6 protein-coding genes are annotated in these 13,916 nt (G+C 76.3%); all 6 read right to left on the bottom strand.

The window, feature by feature from the left end; genetic code table 11:
• Positions 1 to 167 precede the first annotated feature (167 nt).
• The gene (locus CRV15_RS34285) at positions 168 to 9,044 is read right to left on the bottom strand and encodes a type I polyketide synthase (RefSeq protein WP_003963590.1); all 8,877 of its coding nucleotides are present in this window, start codon (positions 9,042 to 9,044) and stop codon (positions 168 to 170) included.
• A 126-nt stretch (positions 9,045 to 9,170) separates the two neighbouring features.
• A complete protein-coding gene (locus CRV15_RS34280) occupies positions 9,171 to 9,551 on the bottom strand; it encodes a peptidase inhibitor family I36 protein (RefSeq protein ID WP_003963589.1) in 381 nt (126 codons plus the stop codon).
• A gap of 163 nt (positions 9,552 to 9,714) precedes the next feature.
• Complete coding sequence (locus CRV15_RS34275) at positions 9,715 to 10,926, bottom strand: trypsin-like serine peptidase (protein WP_003963588.1); 1,212 nt, start codon at positions 10,924 to 10,926, stop codon at positions 9,715 to 9,717.
• A gap of 75 nt (positions 10,927 to 11,001) precedes the next feature.
• The gene (locus CRV15_RS34270; RefSeq protein WP_009999560.1) at positions 11,002 to 11,382 is read right to left on the bottom strand and encodes a peptidase inhibitor family I36 protein; all 381 of its coding nucleotides are present in this window, start codon (positions 11,380 to 11,382) and stop codon (positions 11,002 to 11,004) included.
• Positions 11,383 to 12,046: 664 nt separating this feature from the next.
• A complete protein-coding gene (locus CRV15_RS34265; protein WP_003963587.1) occupies positions 12,047 to 13,186 on the bottom strand; it encodes an acyltransferase domain-containing protein in 1,140 nt (379 codons plus the stop codon).
• Positions 13,183 to 13,902 (bottom strand): 4'-phosphopantetheinyl transferase family protein, encoded by a 720-nt coding sequence (locus CRV15_RS34260; protein ID WP_009999558.1) that lies wholly within the window; start codon positions 13,900 to 13,902, stop codon positions 13,183 to 13,185. Before CRV15_RS34260 ends, CRV15_RS34265 begins: the two co-directional genes overlap by 4 nt.
• Between the last annotated feature and the right edge of the window lie 14 nt (positions 13,903 to 13,916).

The following is a 13,916-nucleotide window of genomic DNA, read 5'->3' as shown; positions in this document are numbered from 1 at the left end:
CGGCGGTGGACGGGCGGTGGACGGGCGGCGGCCGGTCAGGGGACGTTCCGGGCGGTCCGGCCGGGCCCGCGCCGCGTCGGTACGGCGGCAACGGACGGGCGCTGCACATCGTGCGACCGCTGCCGTCGCCCCCTCCCGTCGCCCCCTGCCGTCGCCGTCGCCGCAGGTCAGGCCGGGCGGGCCGGGAGGTCGTCGGCCCAGGCGCGGATCGCGTGGGCCGTGGTGGCGGCGTCGTGCTCCACAAGGGTCCAGTGGTCGCCCGGGACCTCCGTGGTGTCGTACCGGCCGGGCCAGCCGTCGGCGGGGGCCGCCGCCGGGGGGCGGTCGGCGGGGCGGAGCAGGAGAACGGGCAGCTCCAGGGGGTCGGGGTGCCAGCCCCTGAGCATTCGGGTGTAGGCGCCGAACGCGGTCAGGGCCATGTCGTCCACCGCCGTGTCGAACTCCGTTCCCATCACGAGGGCCGCGCGCGCGGGCATGGCGAGCAGCAGGGGGTCGTTCTCCCGTTCGGCGGCCACGTGGTGGGGGTCGAGAAGGACCAGACCGGCGGGCGGCGTGCCGGTGGCCGCGAGGCGTGCGGCGACCGCGTGGGCCGGGCAGCCGCCCATCGACCATCCGAGCAGGACGGGGCGGCGCCCGCCCAGCCGTTCGCGCACATCGGCCGCGTGGAGATCGACCAGGGTCCGCCAGTCACGCGGCGGCGCGTCGCCCGTCGCGACCCCGGGGTGCCGCATCTCCAGCACGTCCCGCTCCCCCGCGAAGTGGCGGGCGAGCGTGGCGTACCAGGGCCTGCCGGGGGCCGGGGAGAAGCCGGGGAAGCACACCAGCGGCGGCCGGTCGGCCTCGCCCCCGGCCAGGTGGAGCGGGTCCAGGGCGTGTGCGGCGGTGTCCTCGGGGGCGAAGCCGGGGACGGCCAGGGAGGCGGTCACGAGCAGGTGCATCGCGGAGACGACGTCCCCCGTCGCGCACACGCGGCGGTAGAGGGAGGCGAGGGTCTGGGGCGGACGGGCCTTCGCGGGGCGCGCGGGACCGGCGGCGGGCACCTCCCGTCGGGGTGGCTGTGCGTCAAGGACTCCGGCGAGCAGATGTTCCGTCAGCTGTTCGCAAGTGGGCAGGTCGAAGGTGAGGGTGGGGGGCAGCTCCAGGCCGGTGAGCAGGCTCAGCCGGTTGCGGAGCTGAACGGCGGCCAGGGAGTCGAGGCCGAGTTCACCGAGGGCGCGGTCGGCGGTGACGGCGTCGGCGCCGGTGTGCCCGAGTACGTCGGCCGCCGCCTCGCGGACCAGGACGAGCAGCGCGGGGGCGCGGTCGGGGGCGGGCAGCCGTGCCAGCCGTTCGCGCCACGCGCCCGGTGACTCGTCCGGTGTCCCGTCCGGCACCGGGCCGCCGGTGGCGGTCTCCGGGCCGGTGCCGGGGTCCGCGTCCCCGTTCGGCGGAGTGCCGGGCGGACCGAGCAGGTCACGCAGCGGCGGCGGGAGGGGCCGCCGGGGCCGGGCGGACGGCCGGTCCAGCGGCAGCGGGGCGAGGACGGGCCCGCCCGCCGTCAGCGCCGCGTCGAACAGCGCCAGGCCGTCGGCCGCGGTGACGGCGCGGAGCACGCCGTCCTGTGTCCGGCCGGTGCGGGCGGCCATCCCCTCGCCGCCCGCCCACGGTCCCCACACCAGCGAGAGCGCGGGCAGCCCCCGGGCCGTCCGGTGCAGCGCGAGGGCGTCGAGGAAGGCGTTGGCGGCGGCGTAACCGGCCTGGCCGGGGTTTCCGAGCAGGCCCGCCGCCGAGGAGAAGAGCACGAACCGCGACAGGGGCAGGCCCTCCGTCAGCTCGTGCAGATACCAGGCCGCGTCCGCCTTCGGCCGCAGGACGGCCGCGACCCGCCCTGCCGTCTGGCCCTCCAGCACCCCGTCGTCGAGGACCCCGGCCGTGTGCACGACGGCGGTCAGGTCGGCGGAGCATGTGTCGATCAGCCGGGCCAGCGCGGAGCGGTCACCGGCGTCGCAGGCGACCACGTCGACCCGGGCACCGGCCCGTTCGATCCGCTCCCGCAGCAGCCGCGCACCGGGCGCGCCGGGGCCGCTGCGGCTGGTGAGCAGCAGCCGCCGTACGCCGTGACGCTCCGCCAGGTGCCCGGCCAGCAGCGCGCCGAGCGCCCCCGTCCCGCCGGTGACCAGCACGGTGCCGCTCCCGAAGCCGTCGGCCGCCCGGGTGGGCCCGGCGTCCGTCGGCCCGGTCAGCCGGGGTACGTACACCCGGCCCGCGCGCACCGAGAGCTGGGGTTCACCGGTCGCGAGGGCGGCCGGCAGCCGATGAGCCGACTCCGGGTGTCCGTCGATGTCCACGAGGGTCAGCCGACCGGGGTACTCGGACTGGGCACTGCGCGCCAGCCCCCAGACGGCGGCACCGGCCGGATCGGGGTCGGCCCCGGTGGCCCCCTGGGTCACCAGCACCAGACGCCCTCCCCCGGGCCCCAGGGACGGAAGTCTGCCGCGCAGCAGCTCCAGGGCCCGCGTGACCAGATCGTGCGTACGGTCCACCATGTTCTCGGACGACGTGCCGGGCGGCGCCAGCGGGACGACGAGATCGGACGGCGCCCCGAGGCCCCGCCAACCGGGGACGGACACACCTCCGCCCGGGGGCGTGACCCCACCGTGCGCACCGGCCGCCGGGCCCACGGACACCGCTGATGAAGCCGATGAAGCCGATGAAGCCGATGAACGCGACGAAGGCGACGAAGGCGACGGGACGGCGGAAGCGGGACCGGGCGCCGCAGACGGCACTCCGGGGTCCGGCGCCCCGGAGGCAGGGACATCACCGGCCGGAGCCGTGGGCGGGGACGCCCCGGACCACCCGGCGGAACCGACCCCCGCCGACCGCCCCGCGGAGAACGCCTCAGGACCCGGCGAACCGGGGACGGACACCCCGCCGCCCGAAGCCACATCCGGGAACACCGCGGACACCGCCACCGGCACCCCACCGGGCCCCAACGCCCCGGGAACGGGTGCGCCGCCGACGGAAGTCGTGACCGGGGCCGCCGCGAGCCGCCCCATGGGACCGGGCTCCGCCGACCGCCCCGCAGAAGGCACGCCGGGACCCGGCGCAGGGTCACCCGAAGCCGGGTCCGGGAGCGTCGCGGACGGCGCCCCGGGAGCAGGCGGCACGAAGACAGGCGCGTCCGGGGGTGCCGTGCCGGGGGCCGTCGCGGGCAGTGCGGCGGGGAGCCAGTGAAGGCGGTAGAGCGGGTGGGGCCGGAGGGCGGTGTCGGAGGTGGGGGCCGCGCGGGTGGTCAGGGCGGTCACGTTCAGGACCGGGCGGCCCGCCGGGTCGGTGAGGGACACCGCGACAGTGTGGTCCCCGCTGGGGCGGAGCCGGACGCGCAGGGCGGTGACGCCATCGGCCTGTCGGCTGACGCCCCGCCAGGCGAACGGCAGCCGACCGGTCCCGCCGGGGCGTCCCGGGTCCCCGGGGAGCAGCAGCGGCGCGTGCACGGCGGCGTCGAACAGCGCGGGGTGGAGCCCGTACCGCTGCGCCTCGGACACGTTCTCGTCGGGGAGCCGTACGTCCGCCAGCAGGTCGTCGCCCTGCCGCCACAGCGCCCGCACACAGCGGAACGCCGGGCCGTACGCGTGTCCCGCCTCCGCCAGACGCTCGTACGCTCCGGTCAGGTCGACGGGCACCGCCTCCGGGGGCGGCCAGGTCTCCTCGTCGCGGCGGGCCGGGCGGGGGCCGTCGGCCGGCGGTCCCAGTCGGCCGGTGGCGTGGTGGGTCCACGCCCCGAGCGGGCCGCCGTCCCCGGGGCGCGCGTGCACGTCGACGGGCCTGCGGCCGGACGCGTCCGGCGCGCCGAGCGTCAGCTGCACCTCCGCCTGCCCGTCGGGGCCGGGCAGGTGCAGCGGGAGCAGCAGCGTCAGCTCCTCCAGTTCCGGCAGGCCGCAGGCCGCGCCGGTGTGGAGCGCGAGGTCGGCGAGGGCGGTGGCGGGAACCAGTACCCGGCCGTGCACGACGTGGTCGCGCAGCCAGGGCTGTCCGGCCGACGACAGCACGCCCGTGCTCAGCAGGCTGTCCGTGCCCGCGAGGCTCGTCGTCGCGGACAGCACCGGATGGCCCGTGCGGTCCTCGGTCCGCAGCGGACGGTCCGTGCGGTCCGTGCGGTCCGCAGTCCGCGCCGGACGGTCCGTGGCACGCTCGGCCCCCGCCGGACGGCCGGTGGTGTACGCGGCCGGGTGCGCCGGGCCCGTCGCCGTGGCGGAGGGCTCGTCCAGCCAGTGGCGTGCGCGCTGGAAGGGGTAGGTGGGCAGATCGACGCGCCGGGCGGGCGGACCCGTGCGGCCGCGCAGGACCGCCTCCCAGTCGACCGGGAGGCCGTGGGTGTGCAGCCGGGCGAGTGCCGCGAGGAGCGTGCGGGGCTCCGGGTGGCCGGATCTGTTCGTCGCGGTGAACACACGGTCCCCGGGCTCCCCGACGGTCCGCAGCGCGGCCGAGGTGAGCTGGGCGCCGGGGCCGACCTCGGCGAAGGCCGTCACTCCCGCTTCGTCCGCGAGATGGCGCACGGCGTCGGCGAAGCGCACCGTCTCCCGGGCGTGGCGCACCCAGTAGGCGACGGAGCGCAGGTCGTCCCCGGTGGCCGGGCGTCCCGTGAGGGTCGAGACGACGGGGATACGGGGCTCGTGGAAGGCGGCGCGCGAAACGGCGCGGGCGAACTCCGCGAGCGCCGGTTCGACCAGCGGGGAGTGGAACGCGTGCCGGGTCCGCAGGCGTTCGGCGCGGCGGCCCCGGGCCGCGAAGCGCGCCATCACGTCCGCCACCGCCCGTTCCGCTCCGGAGACGACGACCGACCGGGGGCCGTTCACCGCCGCGACCGCCACCGGCCCCGCCCCGGCCGGGGTTCTCGCGACTTCCGCGCCCGCCTCCTCCTCGGTGGCGTCCAGGACGGCCATGGCGCCCCCGGCCGCGAGCCGCTGCATCAGCCGGCCCCGGGCCGCGACCAGGGCGACGGCGTCGTCCTCGGTGAGGATTCCGGCGATGTGCGCCGCGGCGAGTTCCCCGGCGGAGTGCCCGGCCAGGACGTCGGGCCGCACTCCCCAGGAGGCGAGCAACCGGAAGAGGGCGACCTCGAACGCGAACAGGCCGGCCTGGGAGACGTCCGTCCGGTCGAGAGCATCAGCGTCGGCGTGCGTACCCGCTTCGGCGTCCGTGCCCGCTGGGGTGTCCGTGCCCGCGTCGGGGTCCGTGTCCGGCCCTGGCCACAGGCTCTCGCGCAGCGGCCGTTCCCCCGTTCCGACAGCGTCGAACCGGCGGCAGAGCGCATCGAAGGCGGCAGCGAAGACCGGGTAGGCGGCGTGGAGTTCCCGGCCGAGGCCGGGTCGTGCGGCGCCCTGTCCGGTGAGGAGCAGGGCCAGCCGTGGGCCGGTGCGGACGGGTGCGGGCACCGTCGTCCCGGCGGCGATCCGGTCGAGTCCGCTCAGCAGGGCCGCGTGGTCGTCGGCGGGGACCGCCGCCCGGTGGCGGAGCGCGGCGCGTGCGGTGGCGGCGGAGAACACCACGTCCACGAGGGGCAGTCCGGGGTACTCCCGGAGGAACGCGGCCGTGTTCCGCGCCTGGGCGCGCAGCGCGCCCGCGTCGGCACCGGACAGCAGGAGCGGCGGAAGCGCCAGAAGTGACGGATGTGGCAGGTGCGGCGGATGCGGCGGATGCGGCGGGTCGGGAACGGCCGGGACGACCGGGACGGCGGCGCCGGGGTCCCCCGTGTCCCGCTCGGACTCCTGGCCCTCCTCCAGGATCACATGCGCGTTGGTGCCGCCGATGCCGAAGGCCGACACCGCCGCGCGGCGCGGCTGCCCGGGGGCGGGCCGCCACGGCTGCTCCCGGGTCAGCGGTCGCAGCGCGCCCGAGGACCAGTCGACCCCGGGGGACGGCTCGTCGAGGTGCAGGGTGCGCGGCAGCACGCCGTGCCGCATCGCCAGCACGGTCTTGATGACCCCGGCGACACCGGCGGCGGCCTGGGTGTGTCCGAGGTTGGACTTCAGGGACCCGAGCCACAGCGGCCGGTCGGCGGGGCGGTCCGTCCCATAGGCGGCGAGGAGCGCGCGGGCCTCGATGGGGTCGCCGAGCGGGGTGCCGGTGCCGTGCGCCTCCACGGCGTCGATCTGGGCCGGAGCGAGCCCGGCGGCGGCCAGGGCGTCGCCGATCAGCCGCTCCTGGGCGGGGCCGCTGGGCGCGGTGAGCCCGTTGGACGCGCCGTCCGCGTTGACGGCGGAGCCCCGGAGGACGGCGAGCACCGGATGGTTGTTGCGGCGTGCGTCGGCGAGACGTTCCAGCAGGACCAGTCCGACGCCCTCGCCCCAGGCGGTTCCGTCGGCGGCGGCGGAGAACGGTTTGCAGCGGCCGTCCGGGGCGAGCGCGCGCAGCCTGCTGAACGCGACGAACGGCACCGGGCTGGCCATGACGGTGGCGCCGCCCGCCACGGCGAGCGAGCACTGTCCCGAGCGCAGCGCCCGCGCCGCCCAGTCGAGGGCCACCAGCGAGGAGGAGCAGGCGGTGTCCACGGTGACCGCGGGGCCTTCCAGGCCCAGGGTGTAGGCGATGCGTCCGGAGGCCACGCTGCCCGCCGATCCGAGCGCGAGGTGGGCCTCCTGCGGGTGGCCGCCCTTCCGGTGCAGCAGCCGGCCGCCGTAGTCGCCGTGCATCACTCCGACGAAGACGCCGGTGTCGCTGCCGCGCAGGGCGGTGGGGTCGAGGCCCGCCCGTTCCACGGCCTCCCAGGCGGTCTCCAGGAGCAGCCGCTGCTGGGGGTCCGTGGCCCGGGCCTCGCGGGGGGACATGCCGAAGAAGGCCGCGTCGAAGTCGGCGGCCCGGCGCAGGAATCCGCCGCGCCGGGTGACGGAGGTGCCCGTCCGGTCGGGGTCGGGGTCGTGGAGGGCGGCCAGGTCCCAGCCCCGGTCGGCGGGGAACGCGGAGGTGGCGTCCGCCCCGTCGGCGAGCAGCCGCCACAGCTCCTCCGGTGTGCGGACGTCGTCCACGGGCCCCGGGAAACGGCAGGCCATCGCGACGATCGCGATCGGCTCGGCGGGGGACGGGCCGCCACCGCGGGTGCCGGGCCCGGCGGGGCGGGCCGCCGGTGGCGGGGTGCCGAGCAGCGTGTCGTGCAGGAGGCCCGCCACCGCGTCGGGTGTCGGACGGTCGAAGACCAGGGTCGGGGGCAGGCCGAGGCCGGTGGCCGCCGCGAGCCGGTCGCGCAGCAGCACGCCCTGGAGGGAGCCGAGTCCGAGGTCGGTGAAGGTCCGCTCGGGGCGGGGCCCGGTCGGCCGCGTCCCGTCCGCCCTGTCCACCCCGTTCTCGTTCATGGCGTCGAGGACGAGGCCCAGCACGGCACGGCGGCGCTCCGGGGCGGGCAGGGCGAGCAGCCTGGCGCGCAGCGCGGCACGGGTCGCCGTGCCGTCGTGCGCGACGGCCTCGGCGAGCCGGGCGGCGAGGACGTTCCGCCGGATCTTGCCGGAGGAGGTACGGGGCAGGGGGGCGGCATCCGTCCGGATCTCGTCCGGCACCTTGAACGGGGACAGCCGCTCACGGCACGCGGCCCGCAGCGCCACGGGGTCGGCGCCGCCGTCCGGGCCGGGGACGACGAACGCCACCGGGACCTCGCCCAGGACGTCGTGGGCGCGGCCGACGACCGCCGCGTCCGCGACTCCGGGGCACGACAGCAGCGCCTCCTCCACTTCCACCGGGTTGACGTTCTGGCCACCGCGGATGATCAGGTCGCCCACGCGGCCGGTGACCCGCAGCCCGCCGTCGGGTGTGCGGTGGCCGAGGTCGCCGGTGCGGTACCAGCCGTCCCGCAGGACGCGTGCCGTGCTGTCGGGGAGGTTGTGGTAACCGGCCATCAGACCGGGGCTCCGCACCCAGATCTCGCCCTCGTCGCCGTCCGCGACGGCGGTGACGGCGGTGACGGCGGTGACGGCGGTGACGGCGTCCGCCGAGGCGGCCGGGGGGACGATCCGGATGTCGACGCCGGGCAGCGGCCGCGGCACCCGGTCCGGTCCCGGTGCGCCGGGCCGGGCGAGCGCGATCTTGCCGCCGGTCTCGGTGGCGCCGTAGCCGTCCAGCAGCGGTGCGCCGAGCGACTCCTCCGCGGCGGCGCGCAGTTCCGCGGGGCAGGGTGCTCCGGCGCTGACGCACACCCGCAGCCCGCCGGGGAGCGGCCCGGTCCGGCGCACGGTGTCCACCAGCAGGTGGTAGGTGGCCGGGACCCCGGCCAGCATCGTGAACGGTGCACCGGGCGGCTGCCGTCGCAGGGTCCCCACGGTGTCCACGCCCCGGTCCAGGAGGCAGGCGCTCGCGCCGGTGGCGACCACCGCGACGACGCACAGCGAGTGCGCGTAGGCGTGGTGCAGCGGCAGCGGCCACAGCAGCCGGTCCCGCTCGGACATCCCGAGGAGCGGCGCGTAGGCGGCGGCCGTGGACCACAGCATCGCCCGCTGGCTCTGGACCGCGCCCTTGCGGGTGCCGGTGGTGCCGGAGGTGTAGTGGATCCACGCCGGTTCGTCGAGGCCGAGGCCGTCGTAGGGGGGTTCCGGGGCGTCGGTGCGGGCGAGTTCCTCGTACGGCACGGCGTTCGCGCAGGGTCCGCGCGGCGGCGGCACCGGGCCGACGACGATACCGGTCCGCAGCGGGGTCTTTCCGGGCGCCGCCGCCCGCGTCAGCCGTTCGAGGAGCGGGGCCTCGGCGACGGCCGCGACCGCGCCGCTGTCACAGAGGACATACGCCAGTTCGCTGTCGTCCGCCCCCGGGTCCAGCGGCACTCCGACGGCACCGGCACGCAGGACCGCGAGGCAGGTCTCCACCGTCTCCACCCGGCTGGGCAGGCAGAGCAGCACCCGCTCCCCGCGACGGACACCGAGCCGGGCCAGATGCCCCGCGACCCGCCCCGTCCGGCGCTCCAACTCCGCCCAGCCCACCTCCCGCCGCGCGTCCCGGAAGGCGACCCTCTCCCCGCTCCGCGCGGCATGCGCCCGCAGCGCCTCGGCCAACGGGCGGACCAACTCCGCGCGAACGTCCGTCATGCGTCCCCCTCGTGTTGCTCCGGCGGCCCCTTCTCAACGGTCAACGACTCCAGGAGGGAGGGGGTTCCGCGCAATCGGACGTACCGGCGACGGCTCACCGCTCCGGTCCGGACGGCGTCCGCCGCGTCAGCACCTCACGGAGGAGGCGGTGTCGTTCTCCCACCAGGTGGCGTTGTGAACGGTGTGGACCGGTATCTGCCGGCTGGGGCCCTGCCAGTAGGCGTCCCCGTACCAGTAGCAGATGGTCCCGCTGCCGTTGGCCCAGGCGGACATCCGGTCGTTGAACTGGTAGTCGTCGAGGTTCTGCACGCCGTCGTGGAGCTGGAGGGCCATACCGCCGCCGCTGAAGTTGATGTCGTTGTACAGACAGAGGCTGTGGGCCGGACAGACCGTCCCCGAGAAGGTCTGGACCCGGTTGATCCCCACCGGGTCGGCGGCGGCACCCTGCGGGAACACGACAGGCAGCAGAGCCGCCGAGAGAGCGGCGAGCACGGACGGGACACGCATGGGAGAACGTCCTTCCTGTTGGGTGGTGGTGGACGCGGTACGGGCGGGGAGGCACACCCGGCGGCCGACCGGGCAGGGAGGCACCCGGCGGCCGACCGGGCGGGCCGGGGAAGCGGGGTGCCCGGTGCCCTGACCCACCGGGCACCCCGCGACCGGCCCTCGGTCAGGAACCGGCTTGGTAGTACAGGTCCCGCATCGAGTTGTTGAAGTACGGGCTGCGGGCCTTCCGGCAGCAGTAGACCGAGCTGAGGACACCCAGCGCGAACCCTCTGCCGTCGTTGTACTGGTAGATCCAGGGACCGCCGCTCGACCCGTGCTGCATGTCGCAGTCGAACTGGATACGGGTGTCGCCGGGCACCCACTGCGTGGTTCCGTCGCAGTAGTACGGAGTCTGTCCCCAGCCGTAGTTCCCCGCGTAGGAGACGGCGCGGACCCGCAAGCCGATGGGCCGGTTCCAGGTGAAGGCGAGACCGCCCACGACATCGGTGAGCCGCTGCCCGTGGAGCGGGATCATGGCCGCCATACCGACATCCCAGCGCAGCTCACTGTTGTCGGTGAACCCGGCGAGCGCGTGGAGTTGCCGGGCGACCCAGCTGCCGAAGGGCCGGCTGGTCTCGTAGTACGCGGGGATATAGAGCCAGCTGTCCACCCATCTGCCGGGCCGCCCGCCCTGCGGGCCCGTGTGCACACAGTGCCCCGCCGTCAGCACCAGCAGCCGCGACGGGCTGAGGAGGGAGGAGGCCGAGCAGGCGTGGGTCTGATTGTCGAGGGGGTTGCGGAAGAACACCTTGCCGACGGTGGGGATGCCGTTCAGCCGGGGCTTCCCCACCGGGGCGCCGGTCCTCAGCGCCTTGTCCGCCGCCGCCTTCGACGAGGTGTCGACCCTCGGCAGCTCGACCCTGGGCGGCTCGTTCTCCGGCAGCTTCGCGGGCCACTGACCGGGCGGTCCGTCCGGGCCGATCTCCTCGGCCCCCATGTCGACGGGCCCCTGGCCGCCGACCGCTCCGGCGTCGCCGGTCGCTCCCTCGGCGTCGCCGCTCGGTCCATCAGCGGCGTCGGCGGAGATGGCGGCTTCCATCCGCTCGGGGGTCCAGAACGCGCGGAGCTGCTGTTCCTCCTGCTCCGTGTCGATGATCTCACCGTTGGGCAGCCGGTTCGGCGCGCTGACCACAGGTGCCTTCGCCGAGCGGTCCGCCACGGCGGCGGGCTGGGCGGAGGTGGCGGGCTGCGCGGAGGACGCCCCGTTCATCCCCAGGATCAGGGAGACCGCGACCCCGATGGGCAGAGCCGCCCTTCTCGTGGCGGGCGACACCCGCCTCAGGGCGCGGGTCGTCCGCCGCACGGCGGGCAGGGCTGTCCGCCCCAGTCGGTACATGGGAACACCTTTCCGTACGAGGAGGGGAAGGTTCCTTGCGTACACCGGGCCGGACGGAACCGGCCGGGGTGCGGGTCAGCACATCACCGAGGAGGCGGTGTCGTTGTCGGACGCCACCAGGTTCTGGGCGTGGTGGTCCCACATGGTGCGGGTGGGCCCCGCCCAGAAGATGTCGCCGAACCAGGTGCATTCCTGCCCGGTGTGGTTGGACCAGGAGGACATCTGATCGTTGAAGTGGTAATCGCCCAGATACGCGACACTGTCACCGGGCCTGAGGGCGATCCCGCCACCGCTGAGGTTGCCGTTCCCGAACAGACACAGGCTGTTGGCCGGGCAGTTCTTCCCCAAGAACGTGGTGACCGTGAGCGTTTCCACCGGATCGGCGGACGCCGTCGGCGGGGAGACGAGGGGCAGCAGGACCACCGAGAGCGCGGCGAGCACGGACCGTACACGCATGGGGAACGTTCCTCCTGAGGGGGACGGGACGAGAGGCAGGGCCGAAGGCCCGCTTCCGGGCACGGCGAGATGTCTCTCCCGTACTCGGCGGCGACAGAATCCGGTTTCCGGTGGTGCCGTTCCCTCCGGCGGGGAGGGCGGGGCAGAACGGCCCGCGCGACCATGGTCGGGCAGGCGGAGCCGTCGGTAGATCGTTGCACCGGGGCTCCGCGACCGTAAAGAGCGACCTGGCTCCGGATACGCCGACGCGGCGGCTATGCGCCATCCCCCACGGACCCGGAAAGAAGAGGTAAGAACACGGCACTGAGCTGGGACGCCCCTGCACGGGGACGGCTAACCGGAGGCAGGCACCGGGATATGACCTTGGGGTACACCACCGTGTACGGCTGGTTCCGCATGGGTGCGGCGTCACGTTTCGGCTGGCTGTCCGGACTCCGCCCGGAGGTGTTTCGGCCCCGGTCCCGACAGGCTCTCGGCCACGGCCCCGGCGCGCGCCTGTCCGCTCGCTCCCGGCGCTCGGGTCCAGCGGTGCGACGCCCCGCGGCGGGTGGTCGGCCGCCCGGTCCCCCCACGGGCCGGACAGCCGACGCCTCCGTCCGGAGGCGGTGAGGTCGCCTCCGTCCGGACGCCCTCGCCACCATCCCGCCGCGGCGGCGTCACGTGATCATCCTGGGGCGGGGAGCCCGCCGGGTGGGGGTTCCTGACGTGTTCCTGCCGCTCGGGGCGCGGTCCCTGACACCTCTTTGACGGGTGCGGCCAGGTCACGGGCGCTGCGCAGGGTCTCGGCCGGGGGCCGCCCCGGGTGGAGGGCGGGGAGCGCCGGGAGCCGGGGGACGGTCTCCTCCGCCATCCTCGTGAGCATCGGCGTGGGGCCGCACTCGACGAAGGCGGTCGCGCCCCGGGCCGCCAGCGCGCGCAGGGCGTCACGGAAGTGGACAGGGCGGGCGACCGACGCGAAGAGGGCGTCGAGCAGGTCCTCGTCGTCGCCGTGGAAGGTGCCGGTCGTGGCGGAGTACAGGGGTGTGGTCAGCGGGCGTCGGCGGATGCCGTGGCAGCGCCGCCGCATCTCGGTCAGCGCCGGTTCCAGGCCGGGTCCGTGGTAGGCGTGGCGCACCGGGAGCCGCAGCGGGGACAGACCGAGCCCCCGCGCCCGTTCCTCGGCGTGGGCCAGGGCCCCGGCGGGGCCGCTGAGGACGGTCCGGACGGGGGAGTTGACACAGGCGACGGTGGTGCCCGGGACCGAGGCGGCGAGCGCTGCGGCGGTGTCCGCACCGGTGTCGAGATGGAGCATGCCGCCCGGGGGCGGGGGGTGTTCGGCCAGCACGCGGTGGCGTACGAGGACGAGTCGGCAGCCGTCCTCGACGCCGAACGCGCCCGCGCCGACGAGAGCGGGCAGGAAGCCGAGGCTGTGTCCGAGCAGGGCGACGGGCGGGGCGGTCGCGGCGAGGAGGGTGTGGAGGGTCAGCGACAGACCGTAGAGCAGCAGTTCGTGCTGGAGTTCCCGGCCCGGGGAGCGGGGCGGGGCGGCCCCGGTGAGCAGCCCGGAGGGCGGCGGGCAGCAGCCGGTGCGCCGGGCGAACCCGTCGACGGTCTCCATGATCTGTCCGGCGGGTGCGAGCAGACCGGGCAGCTCCGGCGCCGGGGCGGGCGGTCGGCCGCCCAGCCCGGGGAAGAGCGCCACGTACCCGGGCGGGAGACGGCGGGAGGGCGGCCGGGCGGGAACCGGGCTGCCGCTCCCGCCCCGGCTCCTGCCCCCGGCCCCGTTCCCGTTCCTGGCCCCGTTCCTGGCCCCGTTCCCGTTCATGGTCGTTCCGCCGGGCGGCGGCCGGGTGCCCGGTCTGCTCCGAGCAGCCGCAGAATCCGCGCCCCGGTGAGGATGTGGTGCACGGGCGGGTCGTCGGCTCCGGAGGCGACGACGAGCACCAGGCCCGGCAGGGGGATCTCCCAGGTACGCACGGCGGGCACGTTCTCCTTTCCGTGGACGAGGACGTGGTCCCCGTCCACCCGGTAGTGGCCGAGGGTCGGCGGTGTGCCGCGATGGGCCTTGAGCGCGGCTTCCTTGCGGGCCCAGTGGGCGGTGGCGGTGCGCGCGGACGGTGGTGGCGCCTCGCCGGGGGCGAAGACGCGGCGCAGCAGCGCCGGATCGCAGGCGTCCGCGCGTTCGATGTCGACGCCGACGAGGGCACCGGGCGGGCCGATGGCGCTCGCGGCCCAGGTCCCGGTGTGGGAGATGGACAGCGCGCGACCGGTCCAGGGGACGGGGTACGGGGCCCCGTTCCCGTCGGCGGGGATGTCGAGGGGCGGCGGGGCCGTGCCGTGGGCGAGCCCGAGCGCGGCGCGCGCGGTCAGGCGGCCCGCGGTGAACTGCCGCCGCCGCCGGGGCGGCAGGGCTTCGGCGTGCCGCCGTTCCCACGGGCCGAGGAGGGCCGTCGGCGGCTGTCGGCCCGTCCAGTCGGCGGCGACGAGGAGGGGGCCCGCGCCGCCCGTCGGGGGCGGCGCGGGGTGCGGGGCGGTGGCCACGGGGCGCGGGCGGC

Origin of the sequence: Streptomyces clavuligerus, assembly GCF_005519465.1 — a bacterium.
GTDB lineage: Bacteria > Actinomycetota > Actinomycetes > Streptomycetales > Streptomycetaceae > Streptomyces > Streptomyces clavuligerus.
Note: the sequence above shows the minus strand (reverse complement) of the source record. Positions and strands in the feature narration are given on the sequence as shown.

Bases quoted from the DNA above. Each gene is read 5' to 3' on its own strand.
- CRV15_RS34285 (WP_003963590.1), bottom strand. From the start codon at position 9,044: ATGACGGACGTTCGCGCGGAGTTGGTCCGCCCGTTGGCCGAGGCGCTG.
- CRV15_RS34280 (WP_003963589.1), bottom strand. From the start codon at position 9,551: ATGCGTGTCCCGTCCGTGCTCGCCGCTCTCTCGGCGGCTCTGCTGCCT.
- CRV15_RS34275 (WP_003963588.1), bottom strand. From the start codon at position 10,926: ATGTACCGACTGGGGCGGACAGCCCTGCCCGCCGTGCGGCGGACGACC.
- CRV15_RS34270 (WP_009999560.1), bottom strand. From the start codon at position 11,382: ATGCGTGTACGGTCCGTGCTCGCCGCGCTCTCGGTGGTCCTGCTGCCC.
- CRV15_RS34265 (WP_003963587.1), bottom strand. From the start codon at position 13,186: ATGAACGGGAACGGGGCCAGGAACGGGGCCAGGAACGGGAACGGGGCC.